Origin of the sequence: Candidatus Pelagibacter sp., from assembly GCF_965262185.1 — a bacterium.
Classification (GTDB): Bacteria; Pseudomonadota; Alphaproteobacteria; order Pelagibacterales; family Pelagibacteraceae; genus Pelagibacter.
This window is the reverse complement of record NZ_OZ253498.1, coordinates 441,949-461,446: the sequence shown is the minus strand read 5'-3', so window position 1 is coordinate 461,446 and position 19,498 is coordinate 441,949. Positions and strand designations below refer to the sequence as shown.

The 19,498-nt window shown below is 29.9% G+C and carries 22 protein-coding genes; 8 read left to right on the top strand and 14 right to left on the bottom strand.

From position 1 onward, the window contains the following. Entirely contained in the window at positions 1–681 is a 681-nt protein-coding gene (locus ACQY31_RS02635) for a formylglycine-generating enzyme family protein (protein WP_428080580.1), read from the bottom strand. Positions 682–685: 4 nt separating this feature from the next. Next, positions 686–1,510, bottom strand: a complete 825-nt coding sequence (locus ACQY31_RS02630; protein WP_428080578.1) for a phytanoyl-CoA dioxygenase family protein — start codon at positions 1,508–1,510, stop codon at positions 686–688. A 19-nt stretch (positions 1,511–1,529) separates the two neighbouring features. On the opposite strand from ACQY31_RS02630, the gene ACQY31_RS02625 reads away from it, so the two are divergent. The 5 genes from ACQY31_RS02625 (at position 1,530) to ehuA (ending at position 5,477) form a co-directional block, all read left to right on the top strand. After that, positions 1,530–2,318 (top strand): MOSC domain-containing protein, encoded by a 789-nt coding sequence (locus ACQY31_RS02625; RefSeq protein WP_428080576.1) that lies wholly within the window; start codon positions 1,530–1,532, stop codon positions 2,316–2,318. Positions 2,319–2,417: 99 nt separating this feature from the next. Next, the gene (locus ACQY31_RS02620; protein WP_428080574.1) at positions 2,418–3,263 is read left to right on the top strand and encodes a transporter substrate-binding domain-containing protein; all 846 of its coding nucleotides are present in this window, start codon (positions 2,418–2,420) and stop codon (positions 3,261–3,263) included. Between the two features lie 65 nt (positions 3,264–3,328). Further along, positions 3,329–4,000, top strand: a complete 672-nt coding sequence (gene ehuC / locus ACQY31_RS02615; RefSeq protein ID WP_428080572.1) for an ectoine/hydroxyectoine ABC transporter permease subunit EhuC — start codon at positions 3,329–3,331, stop codon at positions 3,998–4,000. Positions 4,001–4,003: 3 nt separating this feature from the next. Then, the gene (gene ehuD, locus ACQY31_RS02610; RefSeq protein ID WP_428080570.1) at positions 4,004–4,681 is read left to right on the top strand and encodes an ectoine/hydroxyectoine ABC transporter permease subunit EhuD; all 678 of its coding nucleotides are present in this window, start codon (positions 4,004–4,006) and stop codon (positions 4,679–4,681) included. Positions 4,682–4,685: 4 nt separating this feature from the next. Continuing rightward, positions 4,686–5,477 (top strand): ectoine/hydroxyectoine ABC transporter ATP-binding protein EhuA, encoded by a 792-nt coding sequence (ehuA, locus tag ACQY31_RS02605; protein ID WP_428080568.1) that lies wholly within the window; start codon positions 4,686–4,688, stop codon positions 5,475–5,477. Positions 5,478–5,487: 10 nt separating this feature from the next. On the opposite strand, the gene ACQY31_RS02600 is transcribed toward ehuA, so the two are convergent. From ACQY31_RS02600 to rpsF, 12 genes are all read right to left on the bottom strand, one after another. Next, positions 5,488–6,795, bottom strand: coding sequence for an MFS transporter (locus ACQY31_RS02600; protein WP_428080566.1), 1,308 nt, complete (start codon positions 6,793–6,795; stop codon positions 5,488–5,490). Between the two features lie 31 nt (positions 6,796–6,826). Next, positions 6,827–7,702: a DMT family transporter gene (locus ACQY31_RS02595; RefSeq protein WP_428080564.1), complete on the bottom strand. Its 876-nt coding sequence runs from the start codon at positions 7,700–7,702 to the stop codon at positions 6,827–6,829. Further along, positions 7,699–8,622 (bottom strand): glutathione synthase, encoded by a 924-nt coding sequence (gene gshB, locus ACQY31_RS02590; RefSeq protein ID WP_428080562.1) that lies wholly within the window; start codon positions 8,620–8,622, stop codon positions 7,699–7,701. Before gshB ends, ACQY31_RS02595 begins: the two co-directional genes overlap by 4 nt. After that, positions 8,612–9,907: a glutamate--cysteine ligase gene (locus ACQY31_RS02585; RefSeq protein WP_428080560.1), complete on the bottom strand. Its 1,296-nt coding sequence runs from the start codon at positions 9,905–9,907 to the stop codon at positions 8,612–8,614. The genes gshB and ACQY31_RS02585 overlap by 11 nt, the downstream gene beginning before the upstream one ends. Positions 9,908–9,936: 29 nt before the next feature. After that, on the bottom strand, positions 9,937–10,494 hold the full coding sequence (locus tag ACQY31_RS02580; protein ID WP_428080558.1) for an HD domain-containing protein: 558 nt from the start codon (positions 10,492–10,494) through the stop codon (positions 9,937–9,939). Positions 10,495–10,497: 3 nt separating this feature from the next. Continuing rightward, the gene (gene purF / locus ACQY31_RS02575; RefSeq protein WP_428080556.1) at positions 10,498–11,979 is read right to left on the bottom strand and encodes an amidophosphoribosyltransferase; all 1,482 of its coding nucleotides are present in this window, start codon (positions 11,977–11,979) and stop codon (positions 10,498–10,500) included. Next, the gene (locus ACQY31_RS02570; RefSeq protein ID WP_428080554.1) at positions 11,933–12,478 is read right to left on the bottom strand and encodes a CvpA family protein; all 546 of its coding nucleotides are present in this window, start codon (positions 12,476–12,478) and stop codon (positions 11,933–11,935) included. Before ACQY31_RS02570 ends, purF begins: the two co-directional genes overlap by 47 nt. Further along, positions 12,478–14,871 carry an efflux RND transporter permease subunit gene (locus ACQY31_RS02565; RefSeq protein ID WP_428080552.1) on the bottom strand — a complete coding sequence of 798 codons (2,394 nt, stop codon included), beginning with the start codon at positions 14,869–14,871 and terminating at the stop codon, positions 12,478–12,480. Before ACQY31_RS02565 ends, ACQY31_RS02570 begins: the two co-directional genes overlap by 1 nt. Before the next feature lie 20 nt (positions 14,872–14,891). After that, positions 14,892–16,310 (bottom strand): replicative DNA helicase, encoded by a 1,419-nt coding sequence (locus tag ACQY31_RS02560; protein WP_428080550.1) that lies wholly within the window; start codon positions 16,308–16,310, stop codon positions 14,892–14,894. A 68-nt stretch (positions 16,311–16,378) separates the two neighbouring features. Beyond that, positions 16,379–16,837: a 50S ribosomal protein L9 gene (rplI, locus tag ACQY31_RS02555; RefSeq protein WP_428080548.1), complete on the bottom strand. Its 459-nt coding sequence runs from the start codon at positions 16,835–16,837 to the stop codon at positions 16,379–16,381. After that, complete coding sequence (gene rpsR, locus ACQY31_RS02550) at positions 16,837–17,109, bottom strand: 30S ribosomal protein S18 (RefSeq protein ID WP_428080546.1); 273 nt, start codon at positions 17,107–17,109, stop codon at positions 16,837–16,839. The genes rplI and rpsR overlap by 1 nt, the downstream gene beginning before the upstream one ends. Next, on the bottom strand, positions 17,109–17,462 hold the full coding sequence (gene rpsF, locus ACQY31_RS02545) for a 30S ribosomal protein S6 (RefSeq protein ID WP_428080544.1): 354 nt from the start codon (positions 17,460–17,462) through the stop codon (positions 17,109–17,111). The genes rpsR and rpsF overlap by 1 nt, the downstream gene beginning before the upstream one ends. A gap of 86 nt (positions 17,463–17,548) precedes the next feature. Between rpsF and fabD the strand changes: the two genes are divergently transcribed. The 3 genes from fabD to ACQY31_RS02530 are packed head-to-tail and all read left to right on the top strand — an operon-like array spanning position 17,549 to position 19,497. Continuing rightward, positions 17,549–18,475, top strand: coding sequence for an ACP S-malonyltransferase (gene fabD, locus ACQY31_RS02540; protein ID WP_428080542.1), 927 nt, complete (start codon positions 17,549–17,551; stop codon positions 18,473–18,475). Further along, positions 18,472–19,209: a 3-oxoacyl-[acyl-carrier-protein] reductase gene (gene fabG, locus ACQY31_RS02535; RefSeq protein WP_428080540.1), complete on the top strand. Its 738-nt coding sequence runs from the start codon at positions 18,472–18,474 to the stop codon at positions 19,207–19,209. The genes fabD and fabG overlap by 4 nt, the downstream gene beginning before the upstream one ends. 48 nt (positions 19,210–19,257) lie before the next feature. Continuing rightward, a complete protein-coding gene (locus tag ACQY31_RS02530; protein WP_008544320.1) occupies positions 19,258–19,497 on the top strand; it encodes an acyl carrier protein in 240 nt (79 codons plus the stop codon). Position 19,498 lies beyond the last annotated feature (1 nt).

Here is a 19,498-nt window from a genome sequence, read left to right as displayed (position 1 = left end):
CTAATCAAAAGCACATCTAAAACCAACATAAATTGCATAGAAATTAGATGGTTTGTATTGTGCTCCACTTTTAGAAGTCTTAGAGCCTCCATACCACCAAGAAGCACCAGCTGTTAATGAATTATCATTTTTTTGATCATCTATCCATTCCCAAACATTTCCTCCCATTGCAACTAAACCATTAATTCCTTCTGGTAATTTAGTTACATCCATATGTTTGTCATAATTTAGCAGTCCTTGAGAATTCATATTTTTAGCTTCATCTCCACTTGGGTACTTATAGACTTTGCCTTTTTCAAACTCTGAAGAATTAAATACTTGCTGATATGCAGCATAAGACCATTCATCAAAAGAGGGCAGTCTACCATCTATTGATTTACAGTAATCTTCAGCTTCATATCTACTAATATGGACTGCTGGTTCTAATTCACTATCTGGATTTTCACCATATGGAGTTTTATACGTCCAACCAGCTCTTTTTTCCCAACCTGCACCCCATTCATATCCACCACCAGTCTTCTCTGCTTCAGTTATTAAATTATTTTTTTTGGCATAATTTTTAAATTCTTGGATAGTAATTTCATATTTATTTAAAGAAAAGTTGCCAAAATTAATTTTGGTATTTTCAAAGGCAAATGTTTTGGAAAACAGAAATAAACTTAAGATTAAAAGTTTTTTCATTTAGTCAGTAAGTTCCTTTTTTTTCTGAACCTTTATAAAAAATTTCTTGTAGATATTTATTTTCTCTTATTCTTAAGGATTGACCTTCATCACTTAGCAGGGAACTTGCACGGTTGATTACTTCGTGATTATGAAACTCATCTTCTCCTCTTGCAATTTGTACACCATTTTTTCCTAAAACTTGCTTAACATTAGTTCCAATATAGCTTTGTACAACAAAACCGATTCTCCTATCATTACTTTTGTTTATGCCAGATCCATGTACTATTCTTGGATGGTGTAGTGACATTTGACCGGCTTTAAGCTCAACAGGCTTAACTTCGCTTTCAGGAACCCCTTCTACCGTTTGACCACGTGTTAATAGATTTCCTTCATTAAATTTTTGGTTATGATCTTTAAGCTCAATATGAGATTTAGGCCACATTCTCATACAACCATTTTCTTTATTTGAATCTGTAATAGCTATCCAAGCAGTAACCCAATTATGAGGTTCTAACCCAATATATTTTGCATCTTGATGGTAACTTACAAATCCTTCTTGTTTTGGATCTTTTATAAACAAGGTGGTGCTACAAACTAAAATATTCTTTCCAATAATACTTTCAACAGCATCAAGAATTTTAGAATTATGAACAATGGCATCTAGTTTGGGAGAGATTAAATGAACATTATATCTGCCAGATTTATCAATTTCGTTTGGCATTTTTTTTTCAATTAGCTCAATTTCATTTCTTGCCTCTAAAGCCTCTTCTTTAGTTAAGATATCTAAGGGTGCTACGTATCCTTCTTCGTTATATTGTTTAAGTTGATTTGAATTCAGATAAGTCATATTATTTTTTAAAGTTTATATGAGCGCAATTATTACTTCAATACACAACTGTCCTGTAAAATCAATTTCATTTCAAAATATTGAGAGATGTACAATTAATAAAAATGTTGGGATAGAAGGGGATAGAGTTTTTGCTTTTTCACAAAATCTTGATTTAGATCAATCTACAGCATTTGAAAAAAATCCTGAAACAAGAAAAGGTAAATGGAACAAAATTGTAACGCTTAAAAACACTCCGGTATTTAATAAGTACAATTTTTTACATGAGGGTAATAAGTTAACTTTAACACTAAATAATAAAGAAATTATTACCGTTAACGTTAATGAATCATATGAAAAAGATGATCTTGTAAAAAAATTAATTGAATTAGAGGGGTCTTTAAAAAACGATATAAGACTTATGAGAAATGACCAGTATCCTTTTTACGATACCTCCATTTCTAACAAGTCCATGTTTAGAAATTCAATTTCTCTTTTAAATATTAATAGTATTAAAGATTTCGAGAATAAAATTAATCAAAAAATAGAAAAATCTATATTTAGAGGCAATCTATATTTTGATGGAATGGAAGCTTGGGAAGAAAGAAATTGGATTGGTAAAACTTTAAAAATTAATGATGTCTTGTTTAAAGTTGAAAAAAATATTCCAAGATGTGTTGCAATAAATTTAAAACCTAAAACAGATGATAATTCTTTTAATTTATTAAAAACTTTAAAACAAACTTACGATCATTATGATATGGGTGTTTATTTGACACCTGAAAATGATGGTGAAATAAAGTTATCAGATAAAATCCTTGTAAAATAAAAATTAGACAACTTAAGATTGAATATAATTTTTTAATTTCTGTGTACACCACTTCTATAATCTGTTTAAATTTATTTTAAACATAACGAAGGGGATATAATGAGAAAAATATATAAGACGTTAACTGTTTTATTTGTTCTTCTGTTTAGTATTTCAACTGTTAATGCAAAAACATTAACAGAAAGGCTTGCAGATGGTCACAAATTAAGACTAGGTTTTGGAACCGCTGTTCCTTGGGCGTATGCAGGAGATAATGGTGAAGCATTAGGTTTTGTAAACATGATTGCTTTAACTGTTTTAGAAGAAATGGGTATTACTGAGCATGAAACTAAAGTTTTTGAGTGGTCAGGATTAATTCCAGGATTAAATGCAGATCGTTCAGATATGATCACTGGTGGAATGTACATACTTAAGAGTAGATGTGCCAATATTGATTTTTCTGATCCAATTGGAGTATTCGGTGATGCAATGTTAGTTCCAAAAGGAAATCCACAAGGTATTTATAATTATAAAGATGTAATTAGAACTGGTGCTAAACTTGTGACAGGTGCAGGATTTAATACTGTTGAAGCGGCTAAAAAATACGGTGTTCCTGAAAGTCAAATGCTTCTAGTTGAAGGTGAAGTTGGAATTCTAGCTGCCATGAAAGCAGGTAGAGCTGATGTTGCTGTTCAAACTTGGTTTGGTGGAAAAGAGCATGAGGAAAAAACTAATGGACAGTTTGAGGTAACAGACCCAAGTAAAATGCCAAAAGAAACTATGAATGTTGTTGGTATTGGTTTTAGAAAAGGTGACGATAAGTTTAGAGAAGCATTTAATGCTGCTTTAGCTAAAGTTATGGGTAGTCCTAAAATGATGGAGCGAGCAGGCAAATATGGTTATACCAAAGCTCAATTATTGACTGACCCAAGCATGACCACTGAGTGGGCATGTTCAACTAAATAAAATAATAATTAAATTTAATCAGGCGATTTAAATATCGCCTGATTTTTTTTTAGAAAGATTTTACTTTGAGTTATTTTGCTTTTTTAGAAGAACATGGAGTTACACTTTTATTAGGTTCAGTAACCACAATAAAAGTCTTAATTTGTTCTATTATTTTATACGTCATTATCTCAATGATTTTTGGGTTAATGAGAATTTCAAAAAACAAAGTAATTCAAGGTATTGCTACAGGTTATATAGAATTCTTTAGAGGTACTTCACTTCTCGTACAGCTTTTTTGGTTTTATTATGTACTACCATTTTTTGGTTTATCCTTAGAAGCTTTCTGGGCTGGTGTTATTTCGTTAGGAATGAATTTTGGAGCCTATGGTGCAGAGATTGTTAGAGGAGGAATTTTAGCAGTACCCAAAGGACAATGGGAAGCTGCTCATGCTTTGAATTTTAGTCCAGCAAAAAGAATTAAAAATATTATTATACCACAAATATTTCCAATTATTTTACCTCCTGCTGCTAATTTAACTGTAGAGTTATTAAAGGCTACAGCATTAGTTGCACTTGTAACTGTTGTGGATTTAACTTTTGAAGCTAAACAAATTAATTCCATTACATGGTTATCAGCACAAGCATTTGGTTCAGCCTTATTGATTTATTATTTTATGGCCAGATTTGCTTTGGTTCCATTTTTAAGATGGTTAGAAGTATTAGCTGCAAGAAAAGTTGGAAAGGAGCATTTATAAAACATGGAAATGGGTTGGAGATGGGATTTCGCCATTGAAATACTTCCTGGAATGTTGCTGGCAACACTAAATACTATTCTGGCAGCTGGAGTAGGTTATGCAATTGCACTTGTAGTAGGGTTATTATTTTTAGTTGGTCAAAGAACGCCATTTAAGTTTGTAAACATTATTAATAGGGAAATAGTTGAATTTATAAGATCAACACCTTTGTTAATTCAATTATTCTTCGTTTACTTTGTCCTTCCTCAATTTGGGATTACTTTGTCTGCATGGGTTTGTGGAATGATTACAATTGGACTTCATTTTGGAACTTATTTGTCTGAAGTTTACAGAGGAGCATTAGAAGGTGTGCCAAAATCTCAATGGGAAGCATGCAGAGCATTAAATTTTTCTACAATTTATACATACCGAAGAATAGTACTACCACAAGCATTTCCAATAGCTATTCCTGGTATGGGAAATTACTTAGTAGGAATATTTAAAGATACACCTTTGTTATCAACAATAGGTGTTGCAGAATTATTTCACGCTGCTACTGCCGTTGGAGGCTATCATTACAGATACTTAGAACCTTATACTTTAGTAGGTATAATATTCTTAACATTATCAATTCCTGCTGCAATGTGGGTTAGAAAACTTGAAAGAGATGTTAATATATCTCAAGGAAAAATAAAAAAATAAATTTATGAGTGATACAAATTCTAGTGAAATATTAGTTAAGTTTGATGAGGTTACTAAACAATACGGTGATTTAGTAGTTTTAGACAAACTTAATTTAGAAATTAAAAAGAATGAAATGGTGTCCATTATTGGCCCTTCAGGATCGGGTAAGACTACTGTTTTGAGAGTTTTGATGACATTAGAAAAAATTAATGGAGGTGTAATACATTTAGACGGCGAGCCATTAACTCATATGAACGAAAATGGTAATTTAGTTGAAGCTTCAGAAAAATATTTAAGAGAAAGAAGATCTAAAATAGGAATGGTTTTTCAACAATTTAATTTGTTTCCTCACATGACTGCTTTACAAAATTGTATTGAGGCTCCTGTTGAAGTATTGGGATTAAAAAAAGAAGAAGCAGAGGAGAGAGCTCTTGGATTACTTGAACTAGTGGGTTTGACTGATAAAAAAGATCAACATCCAAGTCGACTTTCAGGTGGTCAACAACAAAGAGTTGCTATAGCAAGAGCTTTGGCAATGAGACCTAAGGTAATGCTTTTAGACGAAATAACCTCAGCCCTTGATCCTGAGGTTGTTGGAGAAGTTTTGAATGTAATACGTTCATTAAACAAAGAGCATAATTTAACTATGATTATGGTTACTCACCAGATGGGGTTTGCCAGGGAAATTTCTGATAGAGTTTGTTTTTTCAATGAGGGTAAAATTTTTGAGCAAGGGCCTCCAGAAAAATTATTTGATAACCCACAAAATGAACGAACCAAACAGTTCCTACATGCGGTATTAGACTCTCACTAAATATAATTTGTTAGTAAACAGTTTTATCAGTAGTACCTGTATTTTCTTCTAATGTGGCAGGTGTATCTGGATCTAATTCTAATCCAGCAGGTGTAATGGTTGCAGGAACAGGTGTAAATGTAGAATCTGGATTATCTACAGTCTCTCTTACTCTCATTCTGTACAAGCCAAATGCACCAATTAAAGCATGAGCTAAAATTAAGAATACAAAAAATCCATTTAGTCCAAACCATTCCATAAACAACGAACACAATATTGGACCAGTAATTGCACCAACACCAAAGATTAATTGAAGTCCTCCACCGGCAGCAACGAATTTAGATTTTGGAACAAAGTCATTAGTGTGCGCAAGATTTAAAGAAAACAATGGAAGGCATAAACTTGAATAAAGACCAACCGCGATAAAGAAAACTATTTTTTTAAACGCAAATTCATCCATATAATAAATATTTTGGATAGGATCATTAGAAGTTAATATTGATAGCAATGCTAAAGCAGAACTTCCGAATGTTGTTACAATAATTACTCTTCTTCTATCGAACTGATCTGAAAAATATCCAATTGGTCCTTGACCAAATACACCTGCAATCGTTGCAATAAATAATAAAATTGAAGTTTCAAATAAAGTAAGTTGTGCAAGAGTTGCATAAACTGAAATTAAAGAAAAAAATGCAGCATGAATTACTCCAGTGAAAAAAGAACTAAAAGTTCCAAGAGGAGAGATTTGATAAAGTTCTTTAATACTAATTGTTTCAATTTTTTTAAATTTTGGAGCTGGTCTTTTTGTTAATAATATTGGAACAAGCGCTAAAGATAAAAGTATAGATACTAAAATAAAAGGTTCATAGGCTTTTGGTTCACTCAAGTTAAGTAACAACATTCCAACTGCAAGACCAAAATAAATTATCATCATGTATGCAGATAATAATTGACCTCTATTCTTATTTGTTGCCCTATCATTTAACCAACTTTCAGTAACAACATAACAGCTAACTAAACTGATACCTGTTATAAATCTACTAACTGTCCACATAAATGGATTTACATAAACTACAGCAAGTAATGCACTAAGTGATGCAAGGGATGCAAATGCTGCAAACACTCTAATGTGTCCTACCTTAGATACAAAATTTGGAGTTGTTCTAGAACCTATAAAGTAACCAACATAATATCCTGACATGAAAATTCCTGTAGTAAAAACACTAAAGTCTTCAAGTACAGACCTAATACCCATTATCTGCATTTGTAATCCATGAGCTATCATCATGGTTCCAATACCTATAAATAGGGCCCAGGATTTTTTTACTTCTTTTTGCATTTCTAAATTTTAAGTATTAATAAATTGCGGGCTAAGTAGTTTTGGTTTGTGTTTTTTTTATGGCTAGGAATGAGTGAATAGCTATAGTTAAAATGATTACCACCCCTCCCTGAATTGTCTCCATTGATGGTTGTTCTTTAACAACCATCCACACCCAAATAGGTCCTAAAACTGTCTCCATTAGAAAGAATAGATTTACCTCAGCTCCTGTTATGTATCTTGGAGCTAGTGTTACCAACACAAAAGGAATGGCCACACAAAGGATACCCATTGCTGGAATGATATAAATATCATTGTCTTTTAGCTCAAATGTATCAATAAAGAATAAAGCAACTAATGCTACGACCAGTTTACCTATCACAGCTGAAGGAACCAGATTAAGCCTTTTTCCAGCTCTGATAATAGTAGCTCCTGCAGCAAGACCACATGCTGTAATAAATCCTAAAACATCACCAAAAATATTTCCTAATTTGACCGAGTCGTAAAATATATAAAGAACACTTAAAAACGTAATTGCTATAGCAACCAAAGTATTTCTATCTGGTTTTTCTTTTAAAAATATTGCCCCAAAAATAGCTGACAACATTGGTGCAAGTGCGATCATAACAAGTGTGTTTGCAACGTTTGTATTTTGAATTGATAATACAAAAGTAATGTTGGTTATAGAAAATGTAACAATGTAAGCAACACCATAGATAGAATTGCCATAAAGCAATTTAAAGAAATTTGACTTATAAATTATTAACATTCCAACAAACACAGTTACAAATGGAATGATCCCTCTATAAAAAACTAATCCCCAAGTATCAACATTTGAAAGTCTAATAAATAAACTATCAGGAGTGATAAACATCACTGCAACAAAAGCCATTAAAGAACCTTTTTGCTGATCAGTTAAATTATTCATGCTTTTAATTCTTTCCAAAAAGTTTTTGCTAAGTTTATTCCAGATAAATCAAAAAAAGTTTTAAGTCCTGTAGGAGAAGTAACATTGATATCTCCATTTAATTTTTGATCTATAAAATCAATCCCTGCAAAATAAATATTTTCTTTTTTCAAATCATTTGCAATTAATTTTGAAATTTTGTTTTCTTGCTTGGTTAAATTGATATTAATTGGTTTAGCACCTTTACTCATATTACTTAAATAAGATCCTTTTTTAGGAACTCTAGAAATTGCACCACAAACTTTTCCATTAATTATAAAAACTCTTTTGTCTCCTTTATTAATTTTAGGTAAAAATTTTTGACACATAATATGATCATGCTTTTTAATAAATTTATTTATAAGTTTTGAATTAAATTTATTTAATAAGTGAATATCATTACCACTATAACTATGAATAGGTTTGATGATTACTTTCTTATGTTTTTTAATAAAATTTTTGATTTCATTTATATCCTGAGAAAAAAGTGTATCAGGCATATATTTCAAATATTTTGCTGAATATAACTTTTCAGAAATATTTCTTATAGATGTTGGGTTATTGATTATTTTAACTTTATTTTTAATAAAATCTAAAATGTAAGTCGTTGAAATATATTCTAAGTTAAATGGGGGATCTTGACGGATTAAAATAAACTTACACTTTGTAAGGTCTAAAGTTTGTTTTTTAATGATTTTATAAAATTTTTTGTTTTGATAATTGAACTTAATGAAGAAGCCTTTAGCTAAAACTTTTTTGTTAATTATTGATAGATCTTTTGGATCGTAATAAAAAATTTTATATTTGTTTTGAATTTCGTTAGCTAAAAAAACACTAGTATCTGTTATAGGGTTTAAGGTAGAGGGATGATTTCCTTGAACAGCTACAATTCTATTTGTCATATAATTCTTCTAAATTTTCATCTTTAGAAAATTTACTAATCATATGATCTGCATTTGTAGTCTTATTATCAACTACATTTTGCAAGTGATTTAAGAAGATAGTTTCGTTATTTCCTTTTTTGCTAATGATATCTCTTTTCTCTAATCCTTTTCTAGAAATGTCCAGAAGAGCAGAAGTCCAATACAATAAGTCTTTACCCATTAATTGAGTATTAAATCCTTTTTGGGGAGCTTCTAAATAAGCATTGATTATTTTATCTGTTTCCCATGAAGAGACTAATTCGTATGCTTCATCTAAATTTCCATACAACATCCCAATATTAAAAGCTGGTCCAGCACATAGGCAATCCCAACCACAGGTATCCATTGATCTAAGCTCAATATATTTCTTCAATCTATTTTCTGTAAAGATTGTACTTAAGTGCGTTGTAAGATCAGATTCTGTTGGAAGTCTATTTCCTATTTCTTCAATTTTTCCATCCATGAAATCCTTAAATGTATATTTTTTCCCTGAAATATAATGATCATTATGTTGAATGAATAAAATTTGAAAGTTCATTACAAATTCTGCATATTTATTGAAATCTAAATTATCAAAAAATAATTTAGGCAAACCTCCTCTAGAAGTACTTTGCCAAACTTTAGATCTATAGGATAAATACTTGCTATTCTTTTTTTCAACGATTGATGAATTTGCAAATAGTGCAATTGAAATTGGAACAATAGAATTAGCTAATTTAAATTTTTTAACAAAATCCTCTTCCGAATTGTAATCAATATTTAATTGTGTTCCACAAGTTCGATACATCATATCTAAACTAAGCTCTCCACCTAATGGCATATCTTTTGTCATCAGTTCATAACGTTGCTTAGGATTGTTTGGGATATCTTCTAATTTTGAAATAGGATCAAAGCCAGCACTAACTATTTTGATATCTAATTTTTTTGTTACTTGTTTTAATTCAAATAAATAATCTTGAGATTCTGCGCACGCTTCATGCATATGGTTTAACTTGTCACCTGATAATTCAATCTGATTACCAGGCTCTAATGTAATATTTTTACCACCTTTATTAAGACCAATAATATTTTCTTTTTCAAAAACAGGATTCCAGCCAAACTCGGTTAAGGCTGTAAACATTTCTTTTACTTTTGGATAATCAATTCTTTTGTTTTCTTTGGTGTCGAACAAAAATTTTTCGTGTTCAATTCCAATTTTAAAATATTTTGTTTCTTTAATACCTGACTGAAAATATTCTATAATTTGCTCTTTAGTTTTAATCATGGGCTTTAATTAGTGATTTATAAATGAATTTAAAGGTAATAATAAGGTTCTTTTGAGAATATTTTCCTTATTAATGGCGTAAAATCCTCTAAAGACATACTTTTATACTCAGGATCAAATGAACACTGATCATATTTTTCGCAAAAATCTATCGTGTCCTGGTAGTATTTGTGATCTTTAAATTTGTCTCTTGCATTTCTATCACCACCTAAATGATGAGCACTATAATAAGTTTGAAAAAGACCATGATGAAGAATGATCCAATAAGTTCTTTCAGAAACGTAAGGTCTTAAAATAGAAGCAGCATATTGTGAATGATTCATTGGTGCAAGATCATCTCCTATGTCATGTAATAAAGTTGCAACAACCATCTCATTATTTTCATTATTTTTAAATGCTCTTGTTGCAGCTTGTAAAGAATGTTCTAATCTTGTGATTTTATATCCTTCTAGCGTTGTAGTTTGCTTCGATAAATAATTAATAATTCTATCTGCTGTTTGTCTTTCAAAATTTTTTTCAAATTTTTCTAGTAGCTCATAATCCTCTTTGGAGCCATTTTTCATTTCAGTAAAATTTACTGTTTTCATATTTTAATTATTAGATGCTGTACTTAATAAAGAAAGTTGAGTTATTTTATTATCACCCAATTCATCAACAGGTTTAACTGGGTAATCACCAGTAAAATAATGATCTGTTAATTGAGGATATGTCTCATTTCTCTTGTCAAAACCAATTGCTCTATACAATCCATCAACAGATAAAAATTTAATTGATTTTGCTTCTATATATTCACAGATTTCATCGTTAGTTTTATTTGCTGCTAATAATTCTTTTTTAGTTGGAGTATCTACACCATAAAAATCTGGATATCTGATCTCTGGACAAGCAATTCTAACATGGACTTCTTTTGCACCTGCATCATATAGCATTTTTACAATCTTATAAGAGGTAGTTCCTCTAACAAGTGAGTCATCAATTAAAATAATTTTTTTATCTTTAATCGTGCTTTGATTTGCATTTAATTTTAATTTTACACCTAAGCTCCTAATTTGCTGACTAGGTTCAATAAAGGTTCTTCCAACATAATGGTTTCTAATCAAACCATGCTCAAAATTCATTTTTAAATGTTGTGCAAATCCAAGTGCTGCAGCATTACCAGAATCTGGAACAGGAACTACAATATCAGCTTCAACATCATTTTCTTTTGCAAGTTCTTTTCCTAAATTTTTTCTGTGCTCATAAGCTGTTTTGTTATCAAGTAAACTATCTGGTCTTGCAAAATAAATATACTCAAAGACACATGGTCTTACCTTTTTAGGAGGGAAGGGCTTAATACTAGTTAGTTCATCATTTTCTATTAACACTATTTCACCGTTTTCTACTTCTCTAATAAATTTTGCACCAATGATATCTAATGCACAAGTTTCAGAGGTCAGCACATAGCTATTTCCTAGTTTTCCTATGATCAAAGGTCTAATTCCATATGGATCTCTTACGCCTATCAAAGATTTTTGGGTCATCATTACCAATGCGTATCCTCCTTGGATTTGAAATATTGCATCAATAACTTTATCAATTGTTTTTGATCTTTTAGATTTAGCAATTAGCTGAACTATGGTCTCTGTGTCAGAAGTAGTATAAAAAATAGCTCCTTCTTCTACGAGTTTATTTCTTAAAGATATTGAATTTGTTAAGTTTCCGTTATGAGATACTCCAATTCCACCTGCGTTAGTATCTGCAAAAAAAGGCTGGATATTTCTTAAAATATTATTACCGGTTGTACTGTATCGATTATGTCCAATAGCATAATTACCTTTGAGGTTTTTTAAAACTTTTTCTTTATTGAAATTATCTCCAACTAATCCAAATCTTTTTTCTGAGTAATATTTTTCTCCATCAAAAGTAACAATTCCACAACCTTCTTGACCTCTATGTTGAAGTGCGTGTAAACCTAAAGCTGTTAACGCTGATGCATCTTTAGCATTACTAATGCCAAAAACTCCACACTCCTCTTTTAATTTTGGATCAAATATCTTCAATTTTTTCTTTAGATTCTTGATATGTTTTTTCATTAGGGAATTCTTTTATCAGATAATTACTACCTTTTTCTAAATATGGAAAGGTGTATGATTTATCCAAATTTATTGGCCATTTATCGTAGTTATAAACAATATGCACACCTGAAAATATACAAACAGAAATAATATATGCTTTTACAAACCCAAAAAAGAATCCAAAGGTAGTGTCTAAGCCTCCTATACCGGTATATTTTACAGCTTTACTGATACCTTTGTTAACTAATAAGACTAAAAAGATAACAACTATAAATATTGCAATTCCAAGACCTATATCGAGAACATATTCGTTGTCTATTATATCCTCTACATAAGGTTTTATACGTGGAAATAAAATTAGAGTAATAACATAGGCTAGGAGCCATTTTGCCATTGAAAGGATGCTTAAGACAAACCCTTTTCTATAACAACTTGTTAAAGACCATAGGGTTATTGCGATATAGATTAAATCAATAATAGAGGATGCTTCATAAAAATCTTTAAGAGCATCTACCATTAGGCACTTTTACCAAAGGGTTTAACCACTAATATCAATACTGGTAGCAAAGTTAACACTGATATCATTGCAAGCAGCATTGCAAGACCTGTAAACATTCCAAAATAAATTGTAGGTATAAATTTAGACAATACTAAAATTGAAAAACCAAAAACAATGGTGATTGAGGTATTTAAAATTGCAATCCCAACTGTTGAGTGACATGTTTTTAAAGTTTTGTTGTAATCTTTTAGTTTGCTAAATTCTTCCTTGAACCTGTAAATATAGTGAATACTATTATCAACAGCTATACCAATTGTAATTGCAGCTATTGTGATAGTCATCATATCCAATGGTATTCCTAACAAACCAATAATTCCCAAAATAAAGAATGCAGCTATAAAATTCGGTACAACACCAATTAATGAAAGTTTTATATTTCTAAATAAAATAACAAACATTGAGAAAATACCAATCATAACCAAACCAAGTGTTAAAATTTGTGATTTAAACAAGCTTTGTAACAAATTATTAAATAATATTAAAACCCCAGCTAATTGGTAATCATCTTTTTCTAAACCTAATTCATTTTCTAGATCAAAATTAATTTTATTAATTAAGTCATTTCTTCTTAAATTTTCTTGCGAGTCTATAATTCTAAGACTAACTCGAGCTTCATTATTTTCTATTGATAGATATGGATCAATTATTTCTGTTTTTATACTTTCAGGTATTTTGGAATACAATACTCCCATCTCTAAAGTACCAAGTGGATTATTGTTATTCAGTTGTGTTGCAACATCAATAATTGATGAAAAAGATAAAACTTTACCAACTTGTGGAAGACTATCTAGGTAATTATGAACAGATGTAATTCTATCTATTTTATCTTTAGTAAACCAATACTTTTCATCATTAGCATCTTCTTCATTTCCCCAATCTTCAAATTCATCATCATCTTCTAATTTGTTTTCTTCTTTTTTAGGAAATTTTAAAATTACCTCTAAAGGAGTTGTTCCACCAAGTTGTTCATCAATTAACTTCATTCCTTTGTAAATTTCAGTGTTTTTATCAAAATAATTTATAAAGCTGTTTTCAACTTCTAGCTTACTTATACCAATCACACTTAAGACAATAATAATTCCAGTTGTAGAAAAAATTGTAAATTTATAATTTAAAGAAATCGAACCAAGTATCGATGTAATTTTAGAATCTTGTTCTTTTTTCAAAGACACATTTCCATTTGAAGTAAAATTTAAAAGAGTAGGTAGCAAAGTAAAAGTTATTATAAATGATGTGATCAAACCAAAAGTCATCATCCATCCAAAATCAATAATAGGTTTTATTTCACTAAAGATTAAAGATAAGAAAGCCAAAATTGTTGTTAAAACTGTATACAATATAGGCCAAAACATTTTACTTGTTGTTAAGGAAATGATTTCAAAGTTATTTTTGGATGGGAAATTTTTTTTAAGCTGAAGAAATCTTGTGCTCATGTGAATATTCATCGCCATTGTAAGAATTAGCATTAAGGCAATAAAGTTTGATGATATAACAGTTACTTTCCACCCAATTAATCCAAGCAGACCCATCATAATAATTACAGAGAAAAAACAACTACTAATAGGAACAATAATCCAAATTAGATTTCTAAACACAAACCAAAGAGTTGCTATAATAAATAACAAAACTCCAATACCAAATACAATGATGTCACTTTTGATAAAAGTCATCATATCATCTGCAATCATTGGAATTCCACCTAAGTAAATTTTTCCAACGTCTCCATAACTTTGAATTACTTGTCTTATCTCTAAAATATTTTGGTGATTTTGTTTTTTGATTTGATCTTTATAATTTTCAATTTCTTCTCTAGATTTATTTTCAATATCTTCTAATTGTTTATTTTGTTTGATATTTACAATAATTCCACTTGTCTTACCATCTTCACTAATTACAAAATTTCTAAAGACAGGACTGTTTAAAATTTCACTAAAACCTCTTTCTCTATCTACCTCCTCATCTTTTAAAGTTTTGAAGCTTTCTAATCTTTCTTGAAGTGGTGCATCTGAATTATTTAAAAGTGGTATATCTAAAAGTGTAATAACACTATGAACCCAATCTAAACTTTGAATTTTGTATTTAAGACTTAATAGATTATTTATGGAGGAATCTGTCACCATTCCTTCATTAGGAGTGTATGTAAGAATTAAAAATTCCTTAGACCCATATCTTTCTGAAATTTCCTGTAAATATGCTAAATCTGGGTCTCCATCAATTAGCAAGGTTTCCGATGAAGCATCTAACCTGAAATCTTTAGAAAAATAACCAAAACTTAAAATGGAAATTAGCAATAGTATAAATACTGCCTTAGGGTTCTTTAAAACTAAGTTTTGATACATTTGAGCCAACATTAGCTCTTTTATATTGGAAATTAATTAGTTTGAGTATCTTTAAATTTGGTGAATCTTTCTTCAAACTCAAGTGTTACATTACCAATTGGACCGTGTCGTTGTTTCCCAATAATAATTTGAGCTAAGTGTGCCACCTCATTCATCTTAGCTTGCCATTCAGCATGTTCAACAGTTGCTTCTCTTGGTTCTTTTCTAGATAGATAATATCCTTCTCTATAAACAAACATGACAACATCCGCATCTTGTTCAATTGAACCTGATTCTCTTAAGTCTGATAATTGCGGTTTATGATCATCTCTTTGTTCTACTTGTCTTGATAACTGTGATAGCGCAACAACTGGAACTGCAAGCTCTTTTGCAATTGCTTTTAGTCCTTGTGTAATTTGAGAAATCTCCTGAACTCTACCATCTTTGTTGTAAGTTGTTCCTCTCATTAGCTGAATATAATCAACCACAATCATATCTAATCCAAATAGTCTTTTAATTCGTCTTGCTCTATTACTTAGTGCTGCAATGCTAATAGCTGGTGTTTCATCAATATAAAGTGGAAGTTCAGATATATTTTTTGAAGTTTCTAGAAATTTATCAAATTGATCATCAGAAATTCTTCCTCTCCTTATATCATTTGAACTTATTCTTGCTTGTTCTGAGATAATACGAGTTGAAAGCTGCTCAGATGACATTTCTAGAGAGAAAAAAGCTATAGAAGATTTTTTACCACTATCTTGTAATTTTTGCGCTGCATTGAATGCAATATTAGTTGCAAGTGAAGTTTTACCCATTGATGGACGACCTGCAATGATGATTAAATCAGATTGGTGTAAACCGCCAAGTTTATCATCTAAATCTCTAAGACCTGTTGGAACCCCAACAATTCCTTCTTCATTTTTATATGCAGCTGAAGCCATCTCTATAGTTTGTTTCATGGCATCATCAAACTTTATAAGAGAAGAACTAAAAGATCCCTTTTCTGCTAAATCAAATAATTGTCTCTCAGAATTTTCAATTATGGTTTGACCATTTGTATCAAGGTCATTTAATTTTGCACTATCAATTGTCTCTTCAGAAATTTTTATCAACTCTCGTCTTACAAACATATCGTATATAATTTTTGAATATTCTACTGCTTGTCTTACAGATGTAGAGAATTTAGTTACTTTTACTAAATACTCTGGAACATTAATGTCATCTTTTTCATCTTCAAAATAATTTTTTAAAGTGATGGGATTAGCAAGCATACCTTTGTAGATAAGGCTTTCGATTGCCTCAAATATCTTTTGATGCATAGGATCATAAAAATTAATTGATGAAATAATTGTATTAACCTCATCGAATATATCATTGCTAACCAGTATCGAACCAATTACAGACTGTTCTGCCTCAATATTATTTGGTAATTCTTTGAATTTATCTTTAACAATACTTAAATTATTTTCCATAAGTTAAAATTTATAGAAAAATTTTAGTATTTAAATTTTAATTTTTAGCTGTTGAAAAGAATGTATAATTATTGAATTGTATCAGCTGATTCAACGTTGATAACTATTTCAGCATCAACTTCAGAGTGTAAAGAAATTTTAACCTTGAATTTTCCTAAAGACTTAATTTCTTTAACTGGTTGTATCATTGATGGTTTGATATCAATTTTATTTTCTTCTTGAATAAGTTTTGAAATTTCAGTTGGTTTCACTGAACCATAAAGTTCTTTATTTTCAGTACTTAATTTTTGAACTGAGTACTCTTTGTTATTGATTTGTTCTGCAATTTTAGAAGCTTCTTGTTTTTTTTCGCTATCTTTTTTAGATAAATCAGCTTTTATTTTTTCAACTTCTTTGATATTTTCTTTAGATGCATATAGAGCTTTTTTGTTAGCTATTAAAAAATTTCTCGCAAAACCTCTCTTCACATCTATCACCTCACCAATAGATCCAATTCTTTTAACGTTTTCTAATAAAATAACTTTCATTATATTAAAGCTAGGTTTCTTGCTCTTTTAATTGATAAAGATAACTCTCTTTGTTTCTTTTGAGATACATTTGTAATTCTCGAAGGTAAAATTTTACCATTTTCAGAAACATATCTTTTCAAAAGTTTGATATTTTTATAATCAACTTTAGGAGCACCTTTTACAGAAAGTGGGCAAGTTTTTTTAAATTTATATTTGTTTGGTTGAAAAATACTTAACTTTGCAAAATTACTTTGTTTACCTTTTCTATTTCCACTTTGTCTTTTTGGCATTAGTTTTTAGCACTTTCTTTGTTTTCACTTTCTTCCTTTTTTCCAAAGTAGTTAGTGTCTAAATCAAATTCTTTAACTCTAACAGTTAGATATCTTAATAATTTTTTATCTATAGCTTCATTTTTTTCTAACTCTTCAACTACTTTACCTTTACCTTTAATTTTAAAGTGAATGTAGCTTCCTTTTTTATTTTTCTTAATAAGATAAGAAAGGTTTAGAAGGCCCCAGTTTTCAGTTTTTACAACTTCACCTTCATTTTTTTCAACAATTTTTGAATATTTTTCAGTTAACTGCTTTAACTCACTTGGAGATGTATCTTGTCTAGCTATAATAGTATGTTCGTATAAGTTCATTTATGTTCTTTAATAAAAAGTGAGGATATACTATTATAAAAGTTCAATTACAATAGATAAAAACACAAAATTAGTAATATTTTTATATGTTTTCAGTAATATTCCCAGGTCAAGGATCTCAAATAGTTGGAATGGGAAAGGGGTTTTATGACAAATTTGAGCTTGTGAAAAGCCTATTTAAACAGGCTGATGAAACATTAAATTATTCAATTTCAAAGCTGATATTAGAAGGGCCTAAAGAAGAGCTAGATTTAACAGCAAACACTCAACCAGCAATTTTTTTAATAAGCTATTCAATATTTAACGTTGTTAAAAAAGAATTTAATATTGATTTAAATAAAGCAAAGTATTTTGCTGGACATTCTTTAGGTGAGTATTCTGCTTTATCTTGCGCTGGATATTTAAATTTTGCAGAAACGTTAAAAATTTTAAGAATCAGAGGAGATGCTATGCAAAATTCTGTGCCGAAGGGTGAGGGTGGTATGGTTGCAGTACTTGGATCAACTGTTGAAGTAATAGAAAAAATATTAAAAGATAATGAGTCCAAATTTATAGCACAAATAGCGAATGATAATTCAGAAGGGCAAATAGTTTTGAGTGGAAAAACTCAAAATTTAGTTAAGTTAATTGAAGTATTAAAAGAAAATTCAATTAAAAATATAAAACTTCCTGTTAGTGCTCCTTTTCACTGCAGCCTTATGAGTAAAGCAACACAGATTATGACAGAAGAATTAAACAAAATTGTATTTTCAGATGGGAGCAATAAGTTGATATCAAATGTAACAGCTGAAGCAGTTTCAAATTCTGAAGATTTGAAATCACTTTTAATAAAACAAATTGAAAATAGAGTAAGATGGAGAGAAAGTGTTATAAATATGATAGATAATAATGTTGATCATTTTATAGAAATAGGACCTGGCAAAGTTTTATCAGGTTTGGTAAAGAGGATTAATAGAAACGTAAAAATTGATACTATAAACAATCAAGAAGATATTAAAAATTTAAAAATATGAATGATTTAAAAGATAAAAATATAATTGTTACAGGTGCTTCTGGAGGCATAGGAAATTCAATAGTTAAAAAATTAAATGAAAGTGGTGCAAATATTTTAGCCTCAGGAACAAGAATTGAAAAACTTGAAGAATTAAAAAAAGAATTTGAAAAAATAAATATTTTAAAGTTTGATATATCTCAAAGTGAAAAAATTGAAGAGTTTATTGAAAATGCAACAAGAGAACTGGGTGGTAGTTTAGATTGTATCGTTAATAATGCAGGTGTTACACAAGATAACCTGGCAATCAGAATGAGTTTGGATGAATGGAAAAAAGTAATTGATATTAATTTAACGTCAACATTTTTGATGAGTAAATTCGCTATAAAAAAAATGTTAAAAAATAAATCTGGAAAAATAGTTAATATTACCTCTGTTGTTGGACATACAGGAAATTTAGGTCAAACTAACTATACTGCATCAAAAGCTGGAATCGTGGCAATGTCAAAAAGTTTAGCGATAGAGTATGCCAAGAAGAATATTAATGTTAATTGTATATCACCAGGATTTATTAAAACCGCTATGACAGATAAGATAGATGAAAAATTTAAAGAAACAATTGTATCAAAAATACCATCTGCACGTCTTGGAGAGCCAGATGATATTGCTAATGCTGTAGGTTTTTTATGTTCAAATCAATCAAGCTATATAAATGGCGAAACCCTTCATGTTAATGGTGGCATGTATATGGCTTGACAAAATAGCGTTTTAAACTATTAACGAAATATAACAAAAAGAATCAATATGTCAGAAGACGTTTCAAGCAAAGTAAAAAAAATTGTAGCAGATCACCTAGGTATAGATGAAGCTAAGGTAACTGAAGAATCTAGTTTTATAGATGATTTAGGAGCAGATAGCTTAGATACGGTTGAGTTAGTGATGGCTTTTGAAGAAGAATTTGGATCTGAAATTTCAGATAGCGAAGCAGAGAAAATTTTAACTGTCGGAGACGCAGTTAAGTTTATCGAAGGAAAAGCAAACTAAA

Excerpts from the sequence above, each read along its gene's own strand:
- ACQY31_RS02635 (WP_428080580.1), bottom strand. The coding sequence starts at position 681 with ATGAAAAAACTTTTAATCTTAAGTTTATTTCTGTTTTCCAAAACATTT.
- ACQY31_RS02630 (WP_428080578.1), bottom strand. The coding sequence starts at position 1,510 with ATGACTTATCTGAATTCAAATCAACTTAAACAATATAACGAAGAAGGA.
- ACQY31_RS02625 (WP_428080576.1), top strand. The coding sequence starts at position 1,530 with ATGAGCGCAATTATTACTTCAATACACAACTGTCCTGTAAAATCAATT.
- ACQY31_RS02620 (WP_428080574.1), top strand. The coding sequence starts at position 2,418 with ATGAGAAAAATATATAAGACGTTAACTGTTTTATTTGTTCTTCTGTTT.
- ehuD (WP_428080570.1), top strand. The coding sequence starts at position 4,004 with ATGGAAATGGGTTGGAGATGGGATTTCGCCATTGAAATACTTCCTGGA.
- ehuA (WP_428080568.1), top strand. The coding sequence starts at position 4,686 with ATGAGTGATACAAATTCTAGTGAAATATTAGTTAAGTTTGATGAGGTT.
- ACQY31_RS02600 (WP_428080566.1), bottom strand. The coding sequence starts at position 6,795 with ATGCAAAAAGAAGTAAAAAAATCCTGGGCCCTATTTATAGGTATTGGA.
- ACQY31_RS02595 (WP_428080564.1), bottom strand. The coding sequence starts at position 7,702 with ATGAATAATTTAACTGATCAGCAAAAAGGTTCTTTAATGGCTTTTGTT.
- gshB (WP_428080562.1), bottom strand. The coding sequence starts at position 8,622 with ATGACAAATAGAATTGTAGCTGTTCAAGGAAATCATCCCTCTACCTTA.
- ACQY31_RS02585 (WP_428080560.1), bottom strand. The coding sequence starts at position 9,907 with ATGATTAAAACTAAAGAGCAAATTATAGAATATTTTCAGTCAGGTATT.
- ACQY31_RS02580 (WP_428080558.1), bottom strand. The coding sequence starts at position 10,494 with ATGAAAACAGTAAATTTTACTGAAATGAAAAATGGCTCCAAAGAGGAT.
- purF (WP_428080556.1), bottom strand. The coding sequence starts at position 11,979 with ATGAAAAAACATATCAAGAATCTAAAGAAAAAATTGAAGATATTTGAT.
- ACQY31_RS02570 (WP_428080554.1), bottom strand. The coding sequence starts at position 12,478 with ATGGTAGATGCTCTTAAAGATTTTTATGAAGCATCCTCTATTATTGAT.
- ACQY31_RS02565 (WP_428080552.1), bottom strand. The coding sequence starts at position 14,871 with ATGTTGGCTCAAATGTATCAAAACTTAGTTTTAAAGAACCCTAAGGCA.
- ACQY31_RS02560 (WP_428080550.1), bottom strand. The coding sequence starts at position 16,310 with ATGGAAAATAATTTAAGTATTGTTAAAGATAAATTCAAAGAATTACCA.
- rplI (WP_428080548.1), bottom strand. The coding sequence starts at position 16,837 with ATGAAAGTTATTTTATTAGAAAACGTTAAAAGAATTGGATCTATTGGT.
- rpsR (WP_428080546.1), bottom strand. The coding sequence starts at position 17,109 with ATGCCAAAAAGACAAAGTGGAAATAGAAAAGGTAAACAAAGTAATTTT.
- rpsF (WP_428080544.1), bottom strand. The coding sequence starts at position 17,462 with ATGAACTTATACGAACATACTATTATAGCTAGACAAGATACATCTCCA.
- fabD (WP_428080542.1), top strand. The coding sequence starts at position 17,549 with ATGTTTTCAGTAATATTCCCAGGTCAAGGATCTCAAATAGTTGGAATG.
- fabG (WP_428080540.1), top strand. The coding sequence starts at position 18,472 with ATGAATGATTTAAAAGATAAAAATATAATTGTTACAGGTGCTTCTGGA.
- ACQY31_RS02530 (WP_008544320.1), top strand. The coding sequence starts at position 19,258 with ATGTCAGAAGACGTTTCAAGCAAAGTAAAAAAAATTGTAGCAGATCAC.